Source organism: Mesorhizobium sp. B2-4-13 (genome assembly GCF_006658535.1).
Classification (GTDB): Bacteria; Pseudomonadota; Alphaproteobacteria; order Rhizobiales; family Rhizobiaceae; genus Mesorhizobium; species Mesorhizobium australicum.
Genome location: NZ_VFVB01000016.1, coordinates 1 through 24,120, shown reverse-complemented (window position 1 = coordinate 24,120; position 24,120 = coordinate 1). Strand labels below are relative to the sequence as shown.

The 24,120-nt window shown below is 60.4% G+C and carries 20 protein-coding genes and 3 pseudogenes; 19 read left to right on the top strand and 4 right to left on the bottom strand.

What is annotated here, in order from left to right:
• Positions 1–16: 16 nt before the first annotated feature.
• From FJ936_RS29255 to FJ936_RS29225, 7 genes are all read left to right on the top strand, one after another.
• A complete protein-coding gene (locus FJ936_RS29255) occupies positions 17–1,528 on the top strand; it encodes an aldehyde dehydrogenase (RefSeq protein WP_140792752.1) in 1,512 nt (503 codons plus the stop codon).
• 33 nt (positions 1,529–1,561) lie between these two features.
• Positions 1,562–2,638, top strand: coding sequence for an LLM class flavin-dependent oxidoreductase (locus FJ936_RS29250; RefSeq protein WP_141907398.1), 1,077 nt, complete (start codon positions 1,562–1,564; stop codon positions 2,636–2,638).
• A 2-nt stretch (positions 2,639–2,640) separates the two neighbouring features.
• Complete coding sequence (locus FJ936_RS29245) at positions 2,641–3,468, top strand: alpha/beta hydrolase (protein ID WP_141907397.1); 828 nt, start codon at positions 2,641–2,643, stop codon at positions 3,466–3,468.
• A gap of 197 nt (positions 3,469–3,665) precedes the next feature.
• The gene (locus FJ936_RS29240; protein ID WP_246680588.1) at positions 3,666–3,875 is read left to right on the top strand and encodes a helix-turn-helix domain-containing protein; all 210 of its coding nucleotides are present in this window, start codon (positions 3,666–3,668) and stop codon (positions 3,873–3,875) included.
• Positions 3,876–3,892: 17 nt separating this feature from the next.
• Complete coding sequence (locus FJ936_RS29235; protein WP_140792725.1) at positions 3,893–4,156, top strand: hypothetical protein; 264 nt, start codon at positions 3,893–3,895, stop codon at positions 4,154–4,156.
• A gap of 581 nt (positions 4,157–4,737) precedes the next feature.
• Positions 4,738–5,001, top strand: coding sequence for a hypothetical protein (locus tag FJ936_RS29230; RefSeq protein ID WP_141907396.1), 264 nt, complete (start codon positions 4,738–4,740; stop codon positions 4,999–5,001).
• Between the two features lie 318 nt (positions 5,002–5,319).
• Positions 5,320–7,887, top strand: coding sequence for an EAL domain-containing protein (locus tag FJ936_RS29225; RefSeq protein ID WP_246680606.1), 2,568 nt, complete (start codon positions 5,320–5,322; stop codon positions 7,885–7,887).
• A gap of 81 nt (positions 7,888–7,968) precedes the next feature.
• Here FJ936_RS29225 and FJ936_RS29220 read toward each other — a convergent pair whose 3' ends face one another.
• Positions 7,969–9,039, bottom strand: a complete 1,071-nt coding sequence (locus tag FJ936_RS29220) for a LacI family DNA-binding transcriptional regulator (protein ID WP_141907394.1) — start codon at positions 9,037–9,039, stop codon at positions 7,969–7,971.
• Between the two features lie 214 nt (positions 9,040–9,253).
• Here FJ936_RS29220 and FJ936_RS29215 point away from each other — a divergent pair, with 214 nt between their 5' ends.
• The 3 genes from FJ936_RS29215 to FJ936_RS29205 all read left to right on the top strand — a co-directional run bounded on the left by FJ936_RS29215 (position 9,254) and on the right by FJ936_RS29205 (position 12,882).
• Complete coding sequence (locus FJ936_RS29215; RefSeq protein ID WP_141907438.1) at positions 9,254–10,063, top strand: ABC transporter substrate-binding protein; 810 nt, start codon at positions 9,254–9,256, stop codon at positions 10,061–10,063.
• Positions 10,064–10,153: 90 nt separating this feature from the next.
• Positions 10,154–11,695, top strand: a complete 1,542-nt coding sequence (locus FJ936_RS31215; RefSeq protein ID WP_141907393.1) for an amino acid ABC transporter permease/ATP-binding protein — start codon at positions 10,154–10,156, stop codon at positions 11,693–11,695.
• 65 nt (positions 11,696–11,760) lie between these two features.
• Entirely contained in the window at positions 11,761–12,882 is a 1,122-nt protein-coding gene (locus FJ936_RS29205) for an FAD-binding oxidoreductase (protein ID WP_141907392.1), read from the top strand.
• A 567-nt stretch (positions 12,883–13,449) separates the two neighbouring features.
• Here FJ936_RS29205 and FJ936_RS29200 read toward each other — a convergent pair.
• Positions 13,450–13,677, bottom strand: a complete 228-nt coding sequence (locus FJ936_RS29200; RefSeq protein ID WP_141907391.1) for a hypothetical protein — start codon at positions 13,675–13,677, stop codon at positions 13,450–13,452.
• Positions 13,678–14,075: 398 nt separating this feature from the next.
• Here FJ936_RS29200 and FJ936_RS29195 point away from each other — a divergent pair, with 398 nt between their 5' ends.
• The 6 genes and pseudogenes from FJ936_RS29195 to FJ936_RS29165 all read left to right on the top strand — a co-directional run bounded on the left by FJ936_RS29195 (position 14,076) and on the right by FJ936_RS29165 (position 17,976).
• The gene (locus FJ936_RS29195) at positions 14,076–14,972 is read left to right on the top strand and encodes an SIR2 family protein (RefSeq protein ID WP_224528651.1); all 897 of its coding nucleotides are present in this window, start codon (positions 14,076–14,078) and stop codon (positions 14,970–14,972) included.
• A gap of 26 nt (positions 14,973–14,998) precedes the next feature.
• Positions 14,999–16,186, top strand: coding sequence for an NADH-quinone oxidoreductase subunit D (locus tag FJ936_RS29190; protein WP_141907389.1), 1,188 nt, complete (start codon positions 14,999–15,001; stop codon positions 16,184–16,186).
• A 129-nt stretch (positions 16,187–16,315) separates the two neighbouring features.
• Positions 16,316–16,488: pseudogene (glnQ, locus tag FJ936_RS29185) on the top strand (glutamine ABC transporter ATP-binding protein GlnQ); the annotation flags it as partial.
• A gap of 127 nt (positions 16,489–16,615) precedes the next feature.
• On the top strand, positions 16,616–16,831 hold the full coding sequence (locus FJ936_RS29180) for a hypothetical protein (protein WP_141907388.1): 216 nt from the start codon (positions 16,616–16,618) through the stop codon (positions 16,829–16,831).
• Positions 16,832–16,898: 67 nt separating this feature from the next.
• Positions 16,899–17,264 (top strand): annotated as a pseudogene (locus tag FJ936_RS29175) (helix-turn-helix domain-containing protein); the annotation flags it as partial.
• A gap of 481 nt (positions 17,265–17,745) precedes the next feature.
• The gene (locus FJ936_RS29165) at positions 17,746–17,976 is read left to right on the top strand and encodes a hypothetical protein (protein WP_246680587.1); all 231 of its coding nucleotides are present in this window, start codon (positions 17,746–17,748) and stop codon (positions 17,974–17,976) included.
• Positions 17,977–18,939: 963 nt separating this feature from the next.
• On the opposite strand, the gene FJ936_RS30655 is transcribed toward FJ936_RS29165, so the two are convergent.
• Both FJ936_RS30655 and iolD read right to left on the bottom strand, forming a co-directional pair.
• Positions 18,940–19,077, bottom strand: a complete 138-nt coding sequence (locus tag FJ936_RS30655) for a hypothetical protein (RefSeq protein ID WP_181763198.1) — start codon at positions 19,075–19,077, stop codon at positions 18,940–18,942.
• Between the two features lie 223 nt (positions 19,078–19,300).
• On the bottom strand, positions 19,301–21,142 hold the full coding sequence (gene iolD, locus FJ936_RS29160; RefSeq protein WP_141907386.1) for a 3D-(3,5/4)-trihydroxycyclohexane-1,2-dione acylhydrolase (decyclizing): 1,842 nt from the start codon (positions 21,140–21,142) through the stop codon (positions 19,301–19,303).
• A gap of 35 nt (positions 21,143–21,177) precedes the next feature.
• Between iolD and FJ936_RS29155 the strand changes: the two genes are divergently transcribed.
• From FJ936_RS29155 to FJ936_RS29145, 3 genes and pseudogenes are all read left to right on the top strand, one after another.
• The gene (locus tag FJ936_RS29155; protein WP_224528172.1) at positions 21,178–22,212 is read left to right on the top strand and encodes a MurR/RpiR family transcriptional regulator; all 1,035 of its coding nucleotides are present in this window, start codon (positions 21,178–21,180) and stop codon (positions 22,210–22,212) included.
• A 375-nt stretch (positions 22,213–22,587) separates the two neighbouring features.
• Positions 22,588–23,529, top strand: coding sequence for a sugar ABC transporter substrate-binding protein (locus FJ936_RS29150; RefSeq protein WP_141907385.1), 942 nt, complete (start codon positions 22,588–22,590; stop codon positions 23,527–23,529).
• Between the two features lie 108 nt (positions 23,530–23,637).
• Positions 23,638–24,120: pseudogene (locus tag FJ936_RS29145) on the top strand (ABC transporter permease); the annotation flags it as partial.

The window sequence follows — 24,120 nt, the reverse complement described above, 5'->3', positions numbered from 1 at the left end:
GACACGCAGGACAGACATGAAAACGACGGTCGCATCGCTCGAAGGCTCGCGCCAGAACCTGTTCATCAACGGCGCGTTCACGGCGCCGAGGAGCGGACAGTATATCGACAGTTTCGACCCGACCACCGGCAGGCCCTGGTACCAGTTTGCCGAGGCTGGCGCCGAGGATGTCGGCGCGGCTGTGGACGCGGCGCGCTCTGCTTTCGCAAATCCGGCCTGGCGGCGCATGACCCAGACTGACCGCGGCAGGCTGGTGCGCCGCCTGGCGGAACTGGTCCTCGACAACGCCGACGCGCTGGCGCTGATCGAGACGCGCGACAATGGCAAGCTGCTCAAGGAGATGAGGGCGCAGATGCGCGCCATGCCCGACAGCTACACCTACTTCGCCGGCATGGCCGACAAGCTGCTCGGTGACACGATTCCCGTCAACAAGCTCGACATGCTCAACTTCAATGTGCGCGAGCCGATCGGTGTCGTAGGCATGATCACGCCGTGGAACTCGCCGCTGATGCTGCTCACCGGCACGCTGGCGCCGTGCCTGGCGCTCGGCAATACAGTGGTCGTCAAGCCATCGGAGCATGCCACGGCCTCGACGCTGGCGCTGGCTGAACTGATCATGGAGGCCGGCTTCCCCGCCGGGGTCGTCAACGTGGTAACCGGCACCGGCGCTGTCGCCGGCGACGCGCTGACCAGGCATCCAGGCATCGCCAAATTTGTCTTTACCGGCTCGACCGGAACCGGGCGGCGCATTGCAGCCAATGCGGCGCAGAACCTCATCCCCTGCTCGATGGAGCTTGGCGGCAAGTCCCCTCACGTCGTCTTCGGCGACGTAGACATCGAGCATGCCGTGAATGGCGTTGTGTCCGGTGTCTTCGCGGCCGCGGGCCAGACCTGCGTCGCTGGCTCGCGCTGTTTCGTTGAGGCGAGCGTCTATGAGCTTTTCATCGAGGCTCTGGTCGAACGCACAAGGCGGGTGCGGGTCGGGCTGCCGATGCTGGAGGACACCGACATCGGCCCCCTCGCGCTCTCGGCACAGCTCACCAAAGTGGAAGGCTATGTCGCTTCCGGTGTGCGCCAAGGCGCGCGGATCGCGGCCGGCGGCAAGCGTCCGCAGGCGGACGAGCTTGCCGGCGGCTGGTATTTCGAGCCGACGGTGATGACCCGCGCTGAGAACGGCATGGAGTTCATGCAGGAGGAATTGTTCGGTCCCATCGTCGGCGTCATCCCGTTCTCGTCGGAAGACGAGATGATCCGGCTCGCCAACGACACGCGCTACGGGCTCGCCTCCGGCATCTGGACACGCGACATCAACCGCGCACTGCGCTTCGCCCGCGATGTCGAGGCGGGCACCGTCTGGATCAACACCTATCGCGCCTCCTCCTTCATGTCCGCCAACGGCGGCTTCAAGGAGAGCGGCTATGGGCGGCGCGGCGGCTTCGACGCCATGGAGGAGTTCTCGCGCCTGAAGAACGTCGTCATCGACTATTCGGGCGCCATGCAGGACCCGTTCGTCATCCGCCTTCGCTGACCAAGACCCCGACCCAACGACCGGGAGACCGACATGAAATTCGCCGTATCGCTGACCATGGAACGCTTCTCGCCCGATATCCCGATGGAGCGGGTGAAGAGCAATCTCCTGGACCTCGCGCGGATGGCTGACGAGGGCGGTTTCGAAACGCTATGGACGGCGGAGCATCACACGATCGAATGCACGATCTCGCCCAACCCGCTGATGACGCTGACCTGGCTTGCCCAGCACACCGAACGGATCCGGCTCGGCACCTCGACGCTGGTCGCGCCCTACTGGAGCCCGATCCGGCTGGCCGGCGAGGCCGCGCTTTGCGACCACCTGACCGGCGGACGGCTGGAATTCGGCATCGCGCGCGGCTCCTATCAGTATGAATTCGACCGCATGGCCGGCGGCATGCCGCAGCAGGAAGGCGTCGCTTATCTCAAAGAGCTGGTGCCGGCGGTGACGAGGCTGTGGGCCGATGACTATGCCCATGACGGTCACTACTGGAAGTTCCCTGCGGCCGCCGGCGTACCAAAGCCGCTGCAGAAGCCGCACCCGCCGATCTGGGTGGCCGCTCGAGACCCGGGCACATTCGACTGGGCGGTCGGCATCGGCGCCTCGATCCTGTCGACGCCGCTCTCGGCGCCGGCGGCGGAGATCGCCGTGCTCGGCGAGAAGTTCCGCAAGGCCGTCGCCGATCATCCGGAGGTGCCGCGGCCGCGCCTGATGATGCAGCGTCGCACCTGCGTCTACGAACGGGCGCAGGACTGGGAGGTCGCGGTCGGGCATGCCATCGACTATGGCCGCGCCTTTGAGAACCTGTTCCAGAACATCGGCACGGTGCGCAGCGGCTTTCCCGAAGCCGTGCCCTACGACAGCGTCAAGGGCAAGGACAACTACAATCCCGAAAACATCCGCCGCAACCTCATGTTCGGCACGCCGGACGAGGTGATCGAGAAGCTGCTCGACTATGAGGCGGCGGGCGTCGACCAATATTGCCTCGGCCTGACGTTCAACCTGCCGTTCGAGCTGCAGAAGAAGACGATCAAGCTTTGGGTGGACGAGGTGATGCCGGTCTTTGCCGCGCGCGAGCGCGACAAGAAGCGCCATATGGCGAGGGCGTGAGGATGGCACGTTCCGGCCAGCTCGATGTCGAAGGCGTGCTGCTCAACTGGCGCCTCGAGGGCGAGGGCGGCGCGCCGTTGGTCTGCATCCATGGCGTCGGCTCGTATCTCGAAGCTTGGAATGGCGTGGCCGAGCGGCTGAGAGACCGTTTCGCGGTCCTTACCTTCGATTTGCGCGGCCACGGCCGCTCAAGCCGGGTCAAGGGCCGCTACGAGATCGATGCCTTCGTCGGTGAGACGCTGGCGCTGGCCGATCATGTCGGGTTTACCACCTTCAATCTGGCAGGGTTTTCCTTGGGTGGTTTGATCGCGCAACGCCTCGCGTTGACGCATGCCGAACGCCTGCAAAAACTTGTGCTGCTGTCGACGGTCGCAGGCCGGACGCCAGAGGAGCGAAACGCCGTGCGCGGCCGGCTGGCGGCGCTGATGGCGAGCGATGCCTCGGCGCATCACGCTGCCTCGCTGTCACGTTGGCTGACGGAAGATTTTCAGAACAGGAACCCTGAGATCATCGCGCAACTGCGCCGGCGCGACGCCGAAAACGACCGTGACTGCTATGTCGCTGCGTATCGGGTTCTCGCCGAAACCGATTTCGGCGGCATCCTCGACCGCATTACCTGCCAAACCCTGATCGTGACGGGCGCGGACGACCAAGGGGCCAGTCCGCGCATGGCGCGGCTGATGCACGAACAGGTGCAAGGTTCACAAATCGCCATCCTGCCCAGGCTTCGCCACTCGATCCTGATCGAGGCGCCGGCTCTCGTCGCCGACACGATGGCCGATTTCCTGCTGGGCGTCGATCGCGCGAGAGCGGCCGTCGCCCATGCGTAGCGATCTTCGCGGGGCAGGAGAGGGCGTTTCGGCCAAGGCGCCGGGCGACACGCGTCGGCAACAGGCCAAGGCTTTCCCCGTGAGCGAGGGAATGACGGCCGCAGACATCCTCCGCGGCAGCGGAAGACCGGCTAGGCCCGGGCGTCGCTAAATCCGCGAGCCATCGGGAGGATGCCGATCTCGTCGGCGAGGACCATGTGGCGGAGCTTCCGATCACGCAGGCGGAGCTTGCCGACGCGTTGGGCTTGTCCACCGTGCACGTCAACCGAACGCTGCAGGATCTTCGAGGCGACGGACTGATTGTCACCGAGGGCTCCCGATTTCATGCTGTTGACTGGCCTGGGCTCGTTCGAGCAGGAGATTTTGACACCGCTTACCTGCACCAGAGGAACGCGACGACGTTGTGAGGGTAGAGGTGGGTTCGATGGCTAGATATTTCTTTGACACCTACGAAAGCGATGCCGTCATCAAAGACGAGACAGGCGTCGAATGTGGGGGGATCGAAGCCGCACGGAGCGAGGCGCTAGCAGGTCTGATCGATTTGACTAGAGACTCGCTGAAGGACGTCGACGGGCATCAATTGGCCATTGAAATCCGGGACGAGAATGACAAGAAGCTGCTCAGGCTGAGCCTCTCTCTTCAAATGCTGCTGACGCGCTGTCCTAGTGCTCCGATTGCCGAGCCGTGATTTGCTGGGCATCAGGACTATGGCTCAGCCCGATTGTTTCATTGCTTTTGGAAATTGCGGAGAGATGGTCCAGCCGCTATGCAACACAGCGGGCCGGGGTCGAGACGTCATGACAACGGGCAGGTTTAGAGCATGCTGGGGTCACTCGGCATGAAGGATCGCGCCATGGATTTCCTCGGCAAATCTTCGCGGCGCTATTCGGCAGCAAGTCATCCCCGACCAAGAACATCTGGCGACATGCGGAGGGCGACTGGTGCTGGTCCGGCAATGGCGGCCCGTTCAAGAGATGCCAAACATCCGTGCAAGCGGATAAGCCGCAAAAGCAGCGAGAAAGTCCAAGTGAACAGGCCAGGCAAATTGGCAGTATTTGTAGATGGTTCGCTCTATTGTGATGCCCCAGAGCGCGAGCTGGTGGGTGCATCGCGACGGCCGTTCGATTGTCGGATTGATACCAACTCCCTTGATTTATCATTTGAGTTTGCTCGGTCAGATACCCGGCTTAGTTTGTATACGTCGCTCGATCAATCCGGCCTGCGAACGCTTGGTGGTCGACTCGGGTGCTTTCGCCCCCCAGAACAGGCATGGAAGTTATGCTTCAAGATGAAACCACCGATACCCGAAAATTTCTCCAGGTTGCGGCAGATGAATGTTCTGACGCAACAGATCCACGCCTGATTGCAGCGCTCAGATTTGTCGCCCGCTCGTATCGAGCGCAATCCGTCGAGACTGCAGATGATCTGGTGGAGCTCACGCTCCGCACCGCCATTCAGGAGGTGGAGGGGCGACCCGAGGAAATCAGCCTCTTCAGCTGGCTCAGCGCAATTATGGCGCGATATCGAAAGTGAGAGCGCCGGGAGCCGACCCGCTCCCAACCTGCAGGCGCATCAAATTGCCGTTCCGCGCAGTTGGGGGATGCTCGTCGCGGAGCGCTGCGTTCAAAAGTGCCGCTGTTTGAGACCCCAATGCCGGGTCGTGACCTCCTCGCGAGCGCCACCTGATGCTGAAATTGCCCGGCATGATGGAAAACCAAATTTAAGTACTTTCTACTAGGATCGGCCGAAGGTTAGTCCCGGGAAAGGTATTTGGGTCACTTGGCCAGCACTGCATCCAGTCTCAGCCGGTTGAGACACTCGGTATTTTCTTTCGCGAACCTGCCGGCGGCGATCGCTTTTGTGGTGCTTGTGATCTGCGCCATTCTCGCCGACCGCGAAAACAGGATCGTTTCAGACCAATTGGCGCGCGCCGACGTCTTGGCCAAGGTGAACATCATAAGGGCCAAGCTGGAAGGCAACATCAACGGTAACCTCCAGCTTACGCGCGGCCTCGTTTCGGCGATCGTGACCGAGCCCTATATGGGGCAACAGAGGTTTGCGGCACTGGCAAGCAACCTGTTCGAGCAGGAATCTCAGCTGCGCAACATCGCCGGCGCGCCGGACCTCGTTATCTCGCTCATGTATCCAATGGCTGGGAACGAAAAGGCCATCGGCCTCGATTACCGCAAGAGCGATGCCCAACGCACCGCCGCCCTCAGGGCGCGCGACCTGCGGGTGCCCGTGCTGGCCGGTCCAGTCGACCTGGCGCAAGGAGGGCAGGGCTTCATCGGCCGCTTTCCGGTGTTCGTGAAGACGGCGGGGGGCGGCGATCGCTTCTGGGGCATCGTCTCGGTCGTCGTTGACGTCGAGCGCCTCTACAAGGCAAGCGGTCTTACTGACGGTGATCTCGACATCGAGATCGCCCTGACCGGCAAAGACGGCCTTGGCGGGACGGGTGATCGCTTCTTCGGTGGCGAGAGTATAACGCGCGCCAACCCAGTGACCGAGACGGTGCATCTGCCCTCCGGGTCCTGGCAGATCGCGGCGATCCCCAAAGGGGGCTGGGCCGCATCGGCGAAGAATCCCTGGACCTTGCGGGCCATCATGGCATTGGCCGGTGCGCTTGTGGTGCTGCCCATTCTCGTTGCGGGGCGGCTGTTCGGCGAAAGGCAGAAAAACTTCGCCGAGCTCAGGCGATTATCCGGTCGCCTTGAACTCGCGCTGGATGCGTCGGGGATCGGTGTCTGGGAGCACAACATCGCTACCAACGAGCTGGTGTGGGACGACCGCGTCAACGAAATATACGGTAAGCCGGCTGACCGGAAGCCGCGCGGCTATGATGACTGGGCGTCAGTGATTCATCCGCAGGACATCGAACGGGCGCAGCAGGATTTCGATGCCGCGGCGGCGGTGAAGGGACCCTATTCCTCGCAATATCGGATTGTCCATCCGAATGGAGAGATCCGGCATGTGCGCACGCGCGCGACCTATTTCCAGGAGCGCAACGACACGCCCAGGATGATCGGCGCCGAATGGGACGTGACAAGCGACGTCGTGCTCAACGAAAACCTTGTGCGAGAAAGGCAGTTGTCGGAGCTCAGGAACGCCGAGCTTGAAGTGGCCAAGGCGCGCATCGAACATGTGGCGCTCCACGATTCGCTTACCGGTCTGCCGAACCGCCGCTATCTCGACGACATGCTGGCGACGAGCACGCGTCCGGGAGAACGAACCGCGCTCCTGCATTTGGATCTCGACCGCTTCAAGCAGATCAACGACACGCTCGGGCACGCCGCCGGTGACGCCATGTTGATGCATGCCTCGAAGGTCATCACGGCCAATGCGGGACGAGCCGACTTCGTCGCGCGCATTGGCGGCGACGAGTTCGTGGTCATCTGTCCCAGGCGCGACGACGCCGAGCTCGCCGCACTGGCCGACCGCATCATCGAGGAGATGCGGCAACCCGTCGATTTTCGTGGCCACCAGTGCCGGTTCGGCGTTAGCATCGGCATTGCGACGAATACGGGCGAGGGGCTCGACGCACGGCAGCTCCTGGTCAACGCCGATCTTGCCCTTTACCGGGCGAAGAGCCGGGGCCGAAACCGCTACGAGTTCTTCAATGATGAGCTGCAAAGTGAAATCGTGGAGACCAAGCAGACCGCGGACGAGATCCTGGGTGGCCTCGAGCGCAACGAATTCATCGTTTTCTACCAGCCGCAGTTTGACGCCGGCACGTTGGAAATTGTCGGCGTGGAGGCCCTGGCACGCTGGCAGCACCCGACGCGCGGGATCCTGGGCCCTGACGTCTTTTTGAGGGTAGCGGAGGAGCTGAACGTCGTCGCGCTGATCGACCGAACGGTCCTCAAAAGGGCGTTGGCCGATTTTGAGCGCTGGCAGCTTCAGCACCTCGACATTCCACACGTTTCGGTCAACGTCTCGGCACGCCGGCTTGAGGACAAGGACCTGATCGATGGCCTTCGCAAGCTCAACATCGGCGAAGGCACGGTCTCGTTCGAACTTGTCGAGTCCATCTTCCTCGATGAGAATGACGACCTCGTCGCCTGGAACATCGAGCACATCAAGGACCTCGGTATCGACATTGAGATTGACGACTTTGGCACCGGCTACGCCTCGATCGTCAGTCTGCTCAAGCTTCAGCCGCGCCGACTGAAGATCGATCGCCAGCTGATCACACCCATCACCAGCTCGCTGCCGCAACGGCGTTTGGTGTCATCCATCATCGAAATCGGGAAATCGCTCGGAATCGAGGTGGTGGCCGAAGGCGTCGAGACGATGGAGCATGCGCGCATCTTGAAAGATCTCGGCTGCGACCTACTGCAGGGCTACGCGCTCGGCCGCCCGATGGACGCCAAGGCTCTAGAACGCTTTGCGCAATCTCGCAAATGGCCGGCCACGGGATAGTTACTTCCAACGTCCTCCGGGCGTCGTCGCTCCGCTGGACGGCAAGTGAGCGTACGGTCAGGGCCTGTAGCTGTGGTGGACTCACGGATGTGGTGAACCCACCGAGCCTCGCGTGATGATTGCGGTCCGCAGGACCAGCCTTTCCGGCGGTTGGATATCGCCTTCCAGGCGACGAATGAGCAGTTCCGCGACGCTATGGCCAAGTGCATAGACCGGCTGGTCGACGACGGTGATCGGCGGAGTTGTGACCCCGGTCCAATCCGCATCGTGAAAGGTGATCAGCGAAACGTCGTCGGGAATCTTCATGCCGCGTCGGCGAATAGTCCGCAGGATTTCCAGTGCAATGACACTGTCAGAGGCAAGTATCGCAGTGGGTCGGTCTGGCTGGGATAGCAGTTCTTCAGTGATCCTGCGTGTCGCCTCGGAGCTTGTCGCGCCGAGGCGGACGTGGCGCTCAGGTCGATCGACGCCGGCCCCGCTGCACGTGGTGAGGAAGCCATCGATGCGCTCGCGAACCGACGACGTGTAGATTTGCCGGAGGTCAAAATATTCGTGGCCCTTGGCTTCCACCGCAGTGACATAGGCGATCTTGCGATGACCGGCGTCTATGAGCACTCGCGTCGCCTGCATAGCGGCCTTGCGGTCGTCAACCGTGACAGTGTCGACATCCAGATCGGGCAGGGCTCGGTCAAGCAGGGCAAGCGGCCGACCGGAACGATGGATGTCGCGCAGATGGGCGATGTCGCGTGACTCCGAGGGTGTCACGATCAGCCCGTCAACGCGCTTGCCGATCAATAGCCGTACAGCCGCTTTTTCCGCTTCGATCTTCTCGCCGGAATTCGCCAGAATGACGTTGAAGCCGGCCCCTTTCGCCACATCGCTGATGCCTCGCACCGCCAGACTGAAGAACGGATTCTCGATGTCGCCGACGACCACCCCGATGATCCCGGACCTTCCGGTCGTCATGCTGCGGGCGAGTTCGTTCGGCCGATAGTCGAGGGCCTTGGCGGCCGCCGTGACGCTCGCACGGACCGTGTCGCTGACCACCCCATACCCGCCCAGCACGCGCGCGGCCGTCGCTTTCGAGACGTTTGCCGCTCGCGCAACGTCGGCGACCGTTTTGGGTCGGGCTCTGGATGGGGCTTTCGTCATCGTACGAACGACTACAAGAAATGTTGACGGGAGGTCAATCGGGCGATAGCTTTATCAATGAGACCGGTCTCATTAAAGAGAAACCGGTCTCTTTTGCGGGGCCTAAGCCGCAGTAGGGATGACGAGCCGGCTGAGGGGCGGCCAAGTCCGCAAGAAAAACAGACCTTCAGAGTGGAGAGAAGACGTGAACAAGTTCGGAACTCTTAGATGGCTGATGGCGCCGGCCTGGGCGGCCGCGGTGGCTCTTGCAATCGCATGTGTCGCAGCTTCTGTTGCGCAGGCCAGTGCGGCGCAAGACAATCCCTATGGGCTTATCGATGCCAAGATCATCAGCGTCGGCACAATGGGCGACGCGAAGCCTTACGCCTTCACCCAGGCCGACGGCACTTTCACGGGTTTCGACATTGAACTATTCCGGAATGTCGCCAGCCGGCTAGGATTCAAGCCCGATCAGGTGATCTTCACCGGTCAGGAGTTTTCGGCCTTGATGCCATCGGTTGCCAACGGGCGCTTCGATGTCGCGGTGGCGGCGATCGGCACGACGGAAGCGCGCAAGAAGACCGTCGATTTTTCGGATGGCTATCTCGCCGGTTACCTGTCGGTGCTGACCGCCGACAAGGCGATCACATCGGCGGACGGGCTCAAGGGCAAGCGTCTCGGCGTCGTGCAGGGCACGCTGCAGGAAATCTATGCTGCGAAGAATTTCGTCGGAACCGATCTGGTCAAATTCCCAGACAACAATTCGGCTGTCTCGGCGCTCAACAACGGCACGGTGGACGCTCATTTTCTCGATTACGAGGCGGCCAAGGACTATGGCCAGCGCTACCCGGAGCTGAAGATCGCTGTCAATATTCCATCCTTCGACGCGCCTGCGGGCTTCGTCGTTCGCAAGGGCAACGACAAGCTGCGTACTGCGCTGAACACTGCCCTGCATGCAGCCATGCAGGACGGCACCTGGAAAAAGCTTTATGAAAAGTGGTTCCCCGGTTCGCCGATGCCCGATCAATACCTCCCCAAGAAGTGACCACCCCAGCCGCCGGCCAGGGTCGGCGGCTGGGAACCTCGCTGGCAGCATTTCGATGAGTTCGCACCCGCGCAATGAGAAGGGGACCGAATGAACTGGCTTGAAAACCTGCGTCGCAGTTTTCTCGACTGGCAAGCCATGGCCGACGTGCTGCCCAGCATGATCACCATCGGACTGAAAAACACCTTGGTCCTCGCCGCCGCTTCGACGGTGCTCGGTGTGGCAATAGGCATGGTCCTGGCAATCATGGGCATTTCCCAATCGCGTTGGCTGCGCATTCCCGCCCGTATCTATACGGATGTCTTCCGCGGGCTTCCGGCGATCGTCACGATCCTGCTGATCGGCCAGGGCTTCGCCCGCATGGGCCGCGAACTCTTCGGGCCGTCGCCTTATCCGCTTGGCGTTCTTGCACTCAGCCTGATCGCCGGCGCCTATATCGGCGAGATCTTCCGGTCGGGCATACAGAGCGTCGAACGCGGCCAGATGGAAGCCTGCAGGGCCCTCAGCATGAGCTACGGCCAAGGCATGCGCCTGATCGTGGTCCCGCAAGGCATCCGCCGCGTGCTGCCGGCCCTGGTCAACCAGTTCATAGGCAATGTCAAGGATTCGAGCCTGGTCTATTTCCTCGGCCTGCTCGCATCGGAGCGCGAGATTTTCCGTGTCGGCCAGGATCAGGCGGTGGTCACCGGAAATCTGTCGCCTTTGCTGCTGGCGGGCGTTTTCTATCTCGTCATCACCGTGCCCTTGACCCATGTGGTCAATCACATCGACAACCGGCTGCGGACTGGAAAGCAAAAAGCTGGCGTGGTCACAAGCGGCCTGGCCGAGGTAAGCGAACTGGAAAGCGCCACCAGCAGCCCATCGTCGGAGGCAAGTTCAGAATCCCATTCGGCGCGTCCCGTGTTCAAGGGCGGCAGTCTCGCAGTCAGCAAGCTGGATATGGCCTATGGCGAGCTCGACGTGCTCAAGAGCGTCAGCCTGAGGGTCAAGGCAGGTACGGTCACCTGCATCATCGGTCCCTCGGGTTCGGGCAAGTCGACCCTGTTGCGTTGCCTCAATCGTCTGGTTGAACCCAAGGGCGGCGACGTGTTGCTCGACGGAGCGAGCATCCTGGCGATGAAACCCGAGAAGCTGCGGCGGCGGGTCGGCATGGTGTTTCAGCAGTTCAATCTCTTTCCGGATCATACCGCCCTTGAAAACGTCATGCTGTCTTTGACCAAGGTCAAGGGCATCCCGGCCCAGGAAGCCTCGCGCGTCGCCGAAGCGCGGCTTGCCGATGTCGGCCTTGCCGCACGCAAACACCATCGCCCCGGCAGTCTTTCGGGCGGACAGCAGCAGCGTGTGGCAATCGCCCGCGCGCTTGCCATGGATCCGGAGGTTATCCTGTTTGACGAAGTGACCAGCGCCCTCGATCCAGAACTGGTCAAGGGGGTCCTCAATCTGATGGCGGACCTCGGTCAGCGCGGCATGACGATGGTCGTCGTGACCCATGAAATGGGCTTTGCCCGCAAGGTCGCGGACCAGGTCGTTTTCATGGACGAAGGCCGCGTCATTGAGGCCGGCACACCCGCAGCGATTTTCGATACCCCCAAGAGCACGCGTCTAAAGCACTTCCTGGCCGAAGTGCTTTGATCTGAAGCCGAAGAAACCAGGACGAACCGGTCCGCTCACACTTCTCCACACAGAAAGAACATTCCATGCCTACACACCCGGTCTCAAAAGTCGTCGTTGTCGGGGGCGGTATTTTTGGAGTCTCGTCCGCCGTTCATCTGTCGCGGCTCGGCGTCGAAACTATACTCATCAACGACGGACCGCTGGCCAGTGGGGCGTCCGGACGCTCACTTTCCTGGCTCAACTCCTCACGCAAGCGCTCGGCTGAATATCATCAGCTGCGCATGATCGGCATCGACCGGTACCGCACCTTGGCGGCAAAATACCCTGATGCTGCCTGGCTGCGTTTCGACGGTGGTTTGACCTGGGATGCGGACGACGCCTCGAATGAGATCATGGAAGCTTTGGCACATGAAAAGAGCCTTGGATATGACGCGCGCCATTTGCTCGCAGGCGACATCCCTTCGGCGACGCCAGGCGTCGCGGCAAGCGCGGTCACGCCCCAGGGCGCGATTTTCAATCCGGGCGAAGGCTGGGTCGATCTTCCGTCGCTGATCAAATTCCTGGTTGGGGAATTCGTGGAGCGGGGCGGTCAGCTCGTCACCGACGCGGGGCGCGCAACGGTGACACTCGCCGCTGGGCGCGCCACTGGCGTCGCGACGGAGATGGGCGCCACGTTTGCTGCCGATGCGGTTCTCTTGGCAACGGGCAGCGACGTGCCGCGCTCGGTGGCACAAACCGGCCAGCATATCGCGGACGGAACGCCGATCGCTTTACTGGTCAGGACCAAGCCTGTCGCCCTTCCACTTCGGGCGGTGCTCAACACGCCGCGGGTCGCTGTTCGCCCGACGCCGGACGGAGCTCTCGCTCTCGATTCCGCATGGTCCGAAGAAGAGGTACTCGTCAATTCCGACGGCACGTATGGCGTAAAAGCTTCGACCCTCCAGGGGCTTCTCGACGAAGCCTCGAAGGTGCTTGAGGGCAATCCGAAGCTGGAGGTGGAGACCTACGGGGTCGGTCCCAAGCCGATTCCTGGCGATGGCGAGCCGGTATTTGGTCGGCTGAAGCACACAGACGGATATTACGTTGCCTTCAGTCACAGCGGCGCGACGCTCGGGCTGGTCGCGGGCGAACTGCTTGCAGGCGAGATTGCCATGGGAAACGAACATCCCTTGTTGGCCAAATTCCGCCCAGCCCGGTTCGGTTGAGGAAGCGTCGAATATGCTATCGACTGTCAATTCTTGAGGGACGGCAACGATCTTGTCTATCCATCCTGCGTGAAAACTCGCTGGGCTGAAGCCGCCCGAGGGTGACCTCGCAACGACCTGCGAAAACATAATCAGACCGGACTAATGCCGAGGCTGCAGCTCAATCACGGGTAAGGCCTGGATGCTCGCCGGGGGCTCTGAGGTCCCAACCCGGGAACAAACTGGACCGTCCTGCGTTGGGCAGCAAATGGAACAGCTTGGATCAGATTTGGCGGCGATGGCGCAACCTGGCTACTGGTTGGCTATGGTGTTTTTGTTCGTCCCTTACGCAATCGGCGTGTTGTTGCTGATCAGGTCGTGCCACTGCCTTTGACTTATCCGCCGGCGTTAATCTGCAGAGCGCCACGGTAATAGTGCAATGCACGACTGACCGAGTTCGCGCGATCAGTCACGTGTGACGAGCAGTCCGAGGTCTTCTTGCAGAGCTATCCGCACCCGCGCCCCAATTCCAGCCGGCTGGCGACTCCCTGCCGCGAGGATTGGTCGAGCTACCTGCGTCGATCGGCCCTATGCCGTCTGCGCAGGCTCATTGAGGTCGAACTCGATAACCTGTCCTCGATCGATCGCAGCTCTGGCAATAAGCGTTGCCAATTCACGATCAGAAGCGAGGCTTTCGCGGAAAACTGTTCGTATCGCCACCACGGCCGCCGATACTGACAGCGGCCAAGGTTTGCCTCGCCTGCAGTCAATATAGTGCTGAATAAGGTAGTCCAGATCACGGCGCTTTTGGCTCATCGCAGCCTCCATTCCTCGTGAACGTACAAGAACGAGCCCCGGCCGCACTTAGATTTGTTAAAGGCCCCGATTTGTTTTGCTCGAGAACAATTCAGCACAAGGGTGCTTGGCTAAGGAGAAGGTCCATCGTCTGATCGGAACCTCTCGCCTTGGCTGCTTCCGGTTGTCGCCTTCCTAGGTGGTTGTTGCCCCTACCATTGGGAGCCGCTGCCCTGCTCGTCTCAACTCGTCACCAAACGCGACCGCGCTGACGGCAAGTTTCGGACCGCGTCCTGGAACACAGCGTGGCTCTCTTGGTTTGGTCGCCAACGAATGCCAGTGACGCGAAAGAGAACCTCGATGCCCTCTGCGACGGCCGCAACTGTTTGGAGCGCCTCAGCCAGCACCGGCACCTGTTCATGAACGATGGTCTCGAATCACTGGCAAAAGCTATCGGCCGCGGTAGTGCAATCCTCTTCGTCGGGGCGGGTGTCTCGATCAGCGTTGGGCTTCCGTCTTGGGAAAAACTGATCGAGCAGATGGCAAAAGAACTTGGGATCGATGACGAGTTTTCGATGCGCCGCGACCGATTTCAAACTCTGGCCGAGTACTATCGGATACGGCATGGCAGCATCGGACCACTGCGCAGTTGGATGGACAGAAACTGGTCGGTCGCCAAGGATCGGATAGAAAAATCGGAGTTGCATCGCCTCATCGTGATGCTCAATTTCCCCATCATCTATACCACGAATTACGACCGGAATCTGGAACTGGCGTTCGAAATATACGGTCGACGATACGTCAAGGTGGCCAATGCACGGGATGTAGCTCAAGCCCGCCAGGGGGTCACCCACATCGTCAAGTTCCATGGCGACTTCGACGAGGATTCTTCTCTTGTCCTGACCGAAACGGATTATCTTGACCGGCTTTCCTTTAATTCCCCACTCGATGTGCGGTTTCGTTCCGATGCACTTGGCAGCACGATCCTGTTCATAGGCTATAGCCTCTCCGACCCGAACATCCGGTTGCTGTTGCATCGCCTGTGGCAAACCTGGCATCGATCTGGGTATGAAAAAGATCGCCCTCCTTCTTTTATTTTCATGACCAGCCGAAATCCTGTGGAGGAGGCGGTGCTTGGGCGTTGGGGTATTTCAGTGGTCGTCGGCGAACTCGATGATCCGCAAGCTGCTCTGGTGAATTTCCTCAGTCAATTGGCGGAAGCGGTTGAGCATGAGCCGAAGTTTCAACTGGCGGAGCCTGGTGGAACAATGCCGGCCGGGCGCACAAATGGAACGTCCGGCTCGGAGGGAGGTTAGGCGAGCCTCTCGAAGGAGCCCGCTAGATGGCAGAGAATTCCGTCCGAAATTTCAACCTCAATTTCGGTCCCCAGCATCCTGCGGCGCACGGCGTGCTACGCCTGGTTCTCGAGCTCGACGGCGAGGTCGTCGATCGTGTCGACCCTCATATCGGCCTGCTTCATCGCGGCACCGAGAAACTGATCGAAACCAAGACTTATCTCCAGGCGCTGCCATATTTCGATCGTCTCGATTACGTGGCACCGATGAGCCAGGAACATGCCTGGTGCGTTGCAATCGAGAAACTGATGGGTCTAGCCGTGCCGCGGCGTGGCCAGCTGATCAGGGTTCTATTCAGCGAGATTTCGCGGATACTTTCTCATCTGCTCAATGTCACCACCCAAGCCATGGACGTGGGAGCACTGACCCCGCCCTTGTGGGGGTTTGTCGAACGCGAGAAGCTGATGGTCTTCTACGAACGGGCCAGCGGCTCTCGGATGCATGCCGCGTATTTTCGTCCCGGCGGCGTGCATCAGGATCTGCCGCCAGACTTGATAACAGACATCGGCAATTGGATCGACCCGTTCCGCAAAACCGTGGATGACCTGGACAGGCTGCTGACGGACAACCGCATCTTCAAACTCCGCAACGTGGACATCGGTCAGATCTCGCAAAGCGACGCCTGGGCGTGGGGTTTTTCAGGCGTGATGGTGCGGGGATCAGGTGCCGCCTGGGACTTGCGGAAGTCCCAGCCATACGAGTGCTATGCCGAGATGGACTTCGATATACCCGTCGGCAGGAACGGCGATTGTTTCGACCGCTACCTGGTGCGCATGGAGGAGATGCGCCAGTCGGCCAAGATCATGCGGCAATGTATCGACCTGCTCGCAAGCGAAGGACCTGGGCCGGTTTCCAATAGCGACGGCAAGGTCGTCCCGCCCAGACGTGCGGCAATGAAGCATTCGATGGAGGCTTTGATCCATCATTTCAAGCTCTATACGGAGGGCTTTCGTGTGCCGGCCGGCGAGGTTTACGCGGCGGTGGAAGCGCCGAAGGGGGAGTTTGGCGTCTACCTCGTCGCCGACGGCACGAACAAGCCTTACCGATGCAAGCTGCGTCCTCCGAGCTTCGCTCATCTCCAAGCAATGGACCTACTCTGCCGTGGCCATATGTTAGCCGATGTCACGGCCATTCTAGGTTCACTGGACATTGTTTTGGGCGACGTGGATCGATAGTCCTGCGGAGCCGCCAGCCCAGCCGATGGCGACAGGTTTTCAGCAATGATGCCGGCGATAGCCTTACAGCTAGCCGCCGGTTGTCTTTATTAGCTCTTGAATTGGGATGCGCCGACCATGGCGGGCTTTGCCCGCGACGGCACGATGGTGTGCGTCACGCATGAAATGCGATTTGCTCGCGCGGTGGCCGACCGCATGATCTTCACGGATGGCGGCCAGATCGTCAAGGAAGGCAAGTCCGACAGCTTCTTCGGGACTCCCCGCATGCCCGGACCAAGCTGTTTCTCAGCCAGATTTTGAAGCAACTGACGCGAATTTTGCCAGGCCGCAGCCGGCGAGTTAGTGTGTCCGAGACACGCTCTTTTTTATGCTTTCCCTGGACATTCGCAGGGCGGCACAGCATTCATTGCTGTCGTATGTGAGGGTGAATTGGAAATTTTCGAGGGCATCGAGGCTTTGATAGACGTGCCCAACGCGGCAGCGGTGGAGCACGCGCGAGAGCTGTTAGCACGGCTAAGGGAGAGGTCAGGCGCTGCAACCGACACGATCGACCAGTTTCTGCTCGATCTGATGACGTTGAACTTTGTGGTCGAGTCCTGTCACCCGCAATTCCATGCGCCGGTCCGGAAAATGGCGCGAATTTGAGTGACAATGCTCAAGATGCTATGCGGAGCTCCCGCCTGAGAGCGCCCGCTGCGCCCGAGGCAACAGTTTCGACTTGCCGCTAATCCAGCAGGAACTTGCCGACACGATGGGGATGTCGCTCGTCCACATGAACTGGACGCATCAGGGATTAAGGAGCCGAGAGCTCATTACCACAAACGGCCACACGATCACCGTGGAGAACCCGAGGGCTCTTATGAAATTCGCCGCGTTCGATCCTTTGTATCTCCACCAGCAGGGCCACAAATTCAGGAGCTTGATGCAGGCAAAAGTCGCACAGCGTCTCTGCCAGACCGGGGTCGAAATGGACTATAGCAGCGAGAGGCTGTCCACCTCCTCATCAGTCTCTTCCCACGTTATGCAGAGCGCCTTGGCGTCGGCATCAGCTTGTGAGTCAGTTCGTCAACTGAGATGACGTCCGCCTCAGGCGTCTGGGAAACGGTATCGCGAGCCGTTGGTCCAGGAAGCTAATACCGCGCGTGTTCATCTAAGCGTGATCTGGCGATGATCTGCCTGCGGACGCTGTGCGGCCTGATCCAGGTCAGCAATGAGAGCAGTCGATGACGCTGACCGGGGGCTTGCCGACAGCTGGGCCTATACGATCTTCTCCAGCCAGCGTTACGCCATCCCGGTGCAGATCATCTGGGACGTCGCTTAGATCAGGGTCGTGAGTTAAGATCGAGACCCAACAAGTCAATGCATGACAGCAACGAAGGACAAGGAGAGGTGGGCCAAGCGGCTTAAAGTCGTGATCCAGGACGTTGGTCGTGGTGACTTAGAGACGTTCTATGTCCGTGTCGGAAGTCCATTTTGATTGATGTTTTCTTTCGCCATTATCTACGTGAAGACCAACCATCAAAAAGTTTTGGATTGACAAAAAGCCACAGCATAGCGGGTTGTCAGCAGTACTGAATCGAATTCGCATCATGGTGGCGTGGATGGTGGCCGGCGAGCCGAATGACGTGCGGGTGAAATCTGCCGGCACTGAGTGGATAGTCCGCGTCGTCGAAAGGGGCACGGCAATAGTTCACCTCTTCAAGGTTCAGACCTCGGCGGAAATCTTCGCCGATGTTGAAAGGAGCAGGCTCGGTTTGCCCGCACAGCCGCCGGTTGACAACGGCCCTTGATATCCGACCGCCGAAGAGACGAGGCCGAATGCTATGGCCAGGTTGCTGCGTTGTACTGAAGGAGAAGATCTGACGGGGAATCAAATGACGTGCAGGAAGTCAGTAAAGGCAGCGGATCGGACCGTTCTTTCCGGGCTGCAATGAGTCAATAGTCGCATTTCAAATGATGAAGATCTTCTCTGCGGGCGGAGGAAACCGCTCTCTCACGCACTCTCGAATTTGAAGGACGTCGAATGGATGATCCATCTGAAGCACAAGATTTCGTTCTCAAGGATGTTCTACAATTGACCGGTTATTCTGGGTATGCGGCTGTCGTAACCATAGTTGACGTGGGGGGAAGACGTCTTCGTCTGCACCTCAGCATCATCGGAGGAGAACAGCTTTGCGAGCGGATTGCGGAGGCGCTGGAGTGCCGGTATGGGACTTGAACCCACCGAACACCCAGAAGAGTCTTGCGCGACATCGCTGCAGATGCGGTTCAAACTGATCGACTACTTTGTGCTGATGATCCATCCGCTCGTGCTTGGGCGAGGCCTCCGGCTTGTCGACGATAGCGCTCGGTTAGCTAGACTCCTGCCTGACTCTGAGATCCCTTACAAAGCCAAGGTTTCAGTTCAAGTACTCATCGGCTGTTCTTGCCGCAGTCATGGCCTCCCGGAACGGGCCCGGGAGGACCGCAGCCTTCGTTCTTGAATCAGGCCGCCTTGCCCGCCAATTGCGTCTCCTGGGGCGATCTGCGAATTCGGCCGCCGCTCTGGTCTGCCCGCTGATCTCGCTGCGGCGGGCTCAGTTCCTCAGGAATCTCCTGCTCCTGGTCGATGGAAAGCAGCCCGTCGCGCAACGCGGCGCCCCGGATCTTGACGTGGTCGGCAATCCTGAACGCCTGCTCGGAATTGCCGGTGGCAAGGCCTTGGTGCAGGATCTGCCACCCTTCCTGCCTGGTTTCTTGTTAACCGGTGCCCGTCAGAACGGGCCGCGCTGGGTGAACTTGAGCTCATCTTCGGTAAACCCAGCCACCATCACGGGAATGGGATAATTGTGCTCGCCGATCTTCTCGATGTTGTAGGCCGGCCAGTCCGGGCGCGGGCCACTGTCGAGCATGTTGCAAGCGACGGTCGTGCGACAGGAGGTGCATGGTCAAAGCTTCTCATGTCCGTATCCTCCGAAAAGCAACGTGGGTTCTCAACGCTTGCGAATGCTAGCCGCCGAGCCTGACGGCCTCGACGCTATTCGATTTGGGCTGAGGCGCCTTGAGAACTCAGCCCATACGGTTTCGCGGGGTCGCGCAACTCGACAATGGGTTTTACCTCCGGATTGGACGAAGTCACACGCCTACTCGCTGCTTCTTGCGAGCTTGGGCCTGTTTCACATGGGCTTCGCGCACCTGCGGCCTGGCGCTCACCTCGGGCACACCCACATCCCACCAGGCATCACCAGGCGTCCAGGTGAAACCATCGGACACCAGCGTGATGACCGTCGTCCGGTCCGTTCCGAGGGCCCAATCGACGGCTTGACCGAGGTCCGCGAGGCTGTCGACGCGCCGCGTGAGTGCGCCCATCGATTCGGCGTGCTTCACAAAGTCGACGCTGAACGGCTCCTTGACGCGGCAATCCTTGATCAGGTTGTTGAATGACGCCGCGCCCTTTGCATTCTGGAGGCGATTGATGACGGCGTAGCCGCCATTGTCGCAGACGATCACCACCATCTTATGGCCTGACAGGACAGTCGAATAAATGTCCGAGTTCATCATCATGTAGGTGCCGTCACCGACCATCACGATCGGCGTTCTCGTCGGATCGGCCAGCGCGGCGCCCCAGCCGGCGGCGATCTCGTAACCCATGCAAGAGAAGCCGAATTCGCAGTCGAACGTATTGGGCGCCTTGACGCGCCAGTTTTTCATGACCTCGCCCGGGAGGCCGCCCGCGGCCGTGATGACCAGGTCGCGTTCGCCTGCGCGCGCATTCACTATGCCGATAACTTGGGCGTAGCTGGGAACGGGCTGGTTGGTCGGCTGCTGATACCCGTCCAGCGCCTTGTTCCACTTGGCGAACTCTGTTCGGCCCTTCTCCGTCCATTCGCGTGGTGCTTGCCACTCAACGAGTGATTGCCCCAATTCGTTGAGCGTGGCGAGAGCATCGCCTACCACGGCCAAGGCACGATGCTTGGTCGCGTCCCAGCGGGCAGCGTTGATGGAAATGAATTTGGCGTCCGTTGCGAAAGCGCTCCAGGAGCCGGTGGTGAAGTCCATTAGCCGCGTGCCGACGGCAACGATCACGTCCGCTGAAGCGGCAAGCGCGTTAGCCGACGTTGAGCCGACGATGCCGATGGGGCCGACATAAGCAGGATGATTGTGGCTTACGGTACTTTTGCCGGCGATCGTCTCACACAACGGAATGCCGTGGATGAGGGCCAGGTCGGCCAACACGTGCTCGGCGCCCGAATAACGGGCGCCGCCGCCAGAAATGATCAGCGGACGCTTGGCTGCCTTCAGCAGCTTCACCGCTTCAGCCAGCCGATTGGCGTCAGGGCGCGGTCGCGGGATCGCGTGCACGATCTCGGCGAAGAATTCCTCTGGGTAGTCCCAAGCCATCTCCTGGACATCCTGCGGCAGTGCGATGAATGCCGGACCGCAATCGGCGGGATCCAGCATGGTGGCTACTGCCTGGGGGAGGGATGAGATAATGCCTTCAGGATGGACGATGCGGTCCCAATAACGGGTCACCGCCTTGAAGGCGTCGTTCACATTGATAGTCGGATTGCCGAAGTGTTCGACCTGCTGCATGACTGGGTCGGGGCGGCGATTGATGAAAGTATCGCCAGAGAGCATCAGCACCGGCAGACGGTTCGAATGGGCAACACCGGCGGCGGTGACCATGTTGAGGGCGCCGGGGCCGATCGACGTCGCGGCCACCATGATCTGGCGGCGGCGCTTGGCTTTAGCGAAACCGATTGCCGCGAGGGCCATCGACTGCTCGTTCTGCCCGCGCCACGTGGGCAACCGATCCTGGACCGCTTCCAGCGCTTCCGATAGGCAGGTGACGTTGCCGTGCCCGAAGATGGCGAAGACGCCCGGAAAGAGCGGTACCCGCTCCCCGTCGACGATCGTGAACTGATTGCAAAGATAGCGGACCAAGGCTTGCGCCATGGTCAGACGGACGACTGACATTTGATTCCTCCGGGCATCGCGGCAACTCATGCCGAATGATGTATTCAATTCTTATTGCAGAATTTTCTTTTTTGCAAGCACCATTGCAGAAGGTAACGCAGACTCGGACCACCGGTTTTCAACGTGTAATTTCAACACTGGTAAACCAAGCGCAAAAAAGCCATCATGCAACGAAAATTGCAAGGATGTCGGTCGTGGAAGAGAAAGTCAAAGCCCCAAAGGACTACGAGGGACTCATCCGCTTGATCCACGATCGGTATGAGCAGATGAGCAAGTCTTACCAGAAGATAGCGTTGTATCTCACGCAGAACCCGAATGATGTCGCGGTGCGATCCGTGAACGCGATCGCTGAAAGCAGCGGCGTTCACGCATCGAGCTTCGTGCGCTTTGGCCAGGCACTGGGCTATGAGGGTTTCAAGGATCTCCAAACCCTTTTCCAGAAGCGATTGTCCACCGCGGCGCCCGGCTTTGAAGCGCGCGTCAAGGCGCTGGAGACGGAACTGGGGGCGCGAACCGACCGCAGCGAGTTCGCTTTGATGCACGATCTGGTGGTCCGTGACATCGCCTCGCTGCAGGAGATGCTGACTGCTATCCCGCCGGGGGACTTGGCCGAAGCGGTCAACCTTCTGGAGAAAGCCGACGTCATATATTTGATCGGGCAATTGCGCTCGGCGCCAGTGGTGGAACTCCTGCGCTACATATTGACGATGCTGGGTAAGCGATGCACGCTGCTGGACCCTGGCGGCGGGCTGGCCACGCACATGGCTCGTGCGATCCGCCCGCAGGATGTGCTTTTCGCGGTGTCGTTTCGCTTCTATGCAAACGAGGTCGTGAATGTTGTGGAAGAGGTTGCCAGCAGGGGCATTCCCATCGTGGCGATTTCGGACAGCACCCTGTCGCCGCTGACCAAGGGCGCACGCGTGCTTTTTGCTGTCCCAGAGCACGAATACACGTTTTCAAGATCGCTTGCGGCCCCGATGTGCCTTGCTCAGGCGCTGACCGTGGCGCTGGCGGCGCGCTTGCAGAACAACGGCGTTGACCCGCGCATCCCGATAGTCACCGGGCAATAGCTCCTACTTCGCAGATTGGGTTCCAGTCCTCTTCTTGGCTCTCACCATGGTAGAGACGTTGGCGGCGGCAGCATAATTTCGATTGCAGACAGGCAGACGTTGCGGTCTGCCCTCGCAATGAATTTTGCAATTCATGTCTCTTTTTTGAAACGAATTGACTCACAAATCGTTGCAGAATATCCATGTTTGCAATTACCGTTGCGGATCGACTGACGAGAACCGTGCTTCACTGCGGGGCAATCCTTGTCATTTGTCATCCAATCTCTGGATGGTGGCTTCGGGAACCGAAACGACATCAGGGAGAGATTCCTCGGGCAGAACGGGGATTCCGGAGAGATCGGTGCAACCGGACACCAAAAGTGGAGGAGAAATACAATGAAGAAACTGCTTTTGGGCGTCGCCTTCGCGGCGCTGATGAGTTCATCGGCCATGGCCGCCAAGATCGGCGTGTCGATGGCCAAGTTCGACGACAATTTCCTCACCGTGCTGCGCAACGGCATGATCGAGCAGGCCAAGGGCATGAGCGGCGTCGAGTTGCAGGTCGAGGACGCGCAGAACGACGTCGCCAAGCAACTCGACCAGATCAAGAACTTCGCCGCTTCGGGCGTCGACGCCATCATCGTCAACCCGGTCGACACCTCGGCCACGCAGGCGATGTCGGATGCGGCGGCCGCGGCCAAGATCCCGCTGGTCTATGTCAACCGCCAGCCGGTCAATGTCGACACGCTGCCAGACAACCAGGCCTTCGTCGCCTCGAACGAGACCGATTCCGGCACGCTCGAAACCAAGGAAGTCTGCCGCCTGTTCAAGGAAGCCGGCAAGAAGGAAGCCAATGTCTATGTGATCATGGGCGAGCTTTCCAACCAGGCCGCCGTGCAGCGCACCAAGGACATCGACGATGTCATCGCCACACCGGACTGCAGCTTCATCAAGATCATCGACAAGCAGACCTCGAACTGGGATCGCGACCAGGCGCAGAACCTGATGACCAACTGGCTGTCGACCGGCAAGAAGTTCGACGGCGTCATCGCCAACAATGACGAAAGCGCCATCGGCGCCATCCAGGCGATGAAGGCCGCCAACATCGACATGAAGTCTGTTGTCGTCGGCGGCGTCGACGCCACGCAGGACGCGCTTGCCGCCATGCAGGCGGGCGACCTCGATGCCACCGTGTTCCAGGACGCCGCCGGCCAGGGCGCGGGGGCGCTGGATGCCGCGCTGAAGCTCGCCAAGGGCGAGAAGGTCGAGCACAAGGTCTATGTCCCGTTCCAGCTGGTCACGCCGGCCAACATCGACAAGTTCCTGAAGAAGAACTGAGCCGCGGACATACGGAGCGGCGCTCTCGCGCAGCGACAGCGCCGCTCCGCTTCCCTCGGCGCCCGAAGGTGCTCGGGGAACGACCGCGGCTGACGGAGGATAGAAGAATTGGCACAGACATCTCACGGCGTCGGCGGGGTCAGCTATGACGCCAGGAAGCGCACATGGCCGGCCGAATTCAACGTCTTCCTGGCGCTCGTCATCCTCGTCGTCATCTTCGAACTGATCGGCCGGGTCTTTCTCGGCGACAGCTTCCTGTTCAACACCCGCAGCGACGTCTCCGGCCTCTTCAACGAGGCGCGCCTGCAGATCATCATTCTGCAGGTGTCGATCGTCGGCATCATCGCCATCGGCGTCACGCAGGTGATCATTACGGGTGGCATCGACCTGTCCTCCGGCTCGATCGTCGGCGCGACGGCCATGATCGCCATGAGCTTTGCCCAGGTCGCGACCGTCAACGGCAATCCCAACCCCAAGGCGATGTTTCTGGCCCAAGGCTGGACCGACCTGCCCCTGATCGTCCCGGTGCTGGTGGCGATCGGCTGCGGCCTGCTCGCCGGCCTCGTCAACGGCGCGCTGATCGCCTACACG

Bases quoted from the DNA above. Each gene is read 5' to 3' on its own strand.
- FJ936_RS29255 (WP_140792752.1), top strand. From the start codon at position 17: ATGAAAACGACGGTCGCATCGCTCGAAGGCTCGCGCCAGAACCTGTTC.
- FJ936_RS29250 (WP_141907398.1), top strand. From the start codon at position 1,562: ATGAAATTCGCCGTATCGCTGACCATGGAACGCTTCTCGCCCGATATC.
- FJ936_RS29245 (WP_141907397.1), top strand. From the start codon at position 2,641: ATGGCACGTTCCGGCCAGCTCGATGTCGAAGGCGTGCTGCTCAACTGG.
- FJ936_RS29235 (WP_140792725.1), top strand. From the start codon at position 3,893: ATGGCTAGATATTTCTTTGACACCTACGAAAGCGATGCCGTCATCAAA.
- FJ936_RS29230 (WP_141907396.1), top strand. From the start codon at position 4,738: ATGGAAGTTATGCTTCAAGATGAAACCACCGATACCCGAAAATTTCTC.
- FJ936_RS29220 (WP_141907394.1), bottom strand. From the start codon at position 9,039: ATGACGAAAGCCCCATCCAGAGCCCGACCCAAAACGGTCGCCGACGTT.
- FJ936_RS29215 (WP_141907438.1), top strand. From the start codon at position 9,254: ATGGCGCCGGCCTGGGCGGCCGCGGTGGCTCTTGCAATCGCATGTGTC.
- FJ936_RS31215 (WP_141907393.1), top strand. From the start codon at position 10,154: ATGAACTGGCTTGAAAACCTGCGTCGCAGTTTTCTCGACTGGCAAGCC.
- FJ936_RS29205 (WP_141907392.1), top strand. From the start codon at position 11,761: ATGCCTACACACCCGGTCTCAAAAGTCGTCGTTGTCGGGGGCGGTATT.
- FJ936_RS29200 (WP_141907391.1), bottom strand. From the start codon at position 13,677: ATGAGCCAAAAGCGCCGTGATCTGGACTACCTTATTCAGCACTATATT.
- FJ936_RS29195 (WP_224528651.1), top strand. From the start codon at position 14,076: ATGAACGATGGTCTCGAATCACTGGCAAAAGCTATCGGCCGCGGTAGT.
- FJ936_RS29190 (WP_141907389.1), top strand. From the start codon at position 14,999: ATGGCAGAGAATTCCGTCCGAAATTTCAACCTCAATTTCGGTCCCCAG.
- FJ936_RS30655 (WP_181763198.1), bottom strand. From the start codon at position 19,077: ATGCTCGACAGTGGCCCGCGCCCGGACTGGCCGGCCTACAACATCGAG.
- iolD (WP_141907386.1), bottom strand. From the start codon at position 21,142: ATGTCAGTCGTCCGTCTGACCATGGCGCAAGCCTTGGTCCGCTATCTT.
- FJ936_RS29155 (WP_224528172.1), top strand. From the start codon at position 21,178: ATGATGTATTCAATTCTTATTGCAGAATTTTCTTTTTTGCAAGCACCA.
- FJ936_RS29150 (WP_141907385.1), top strand. From the start codon at position 22,588: ATGAAGAAACTGCTTTTGGGCGTCGCCTTCGCGGCGCTGATGAGTTCA.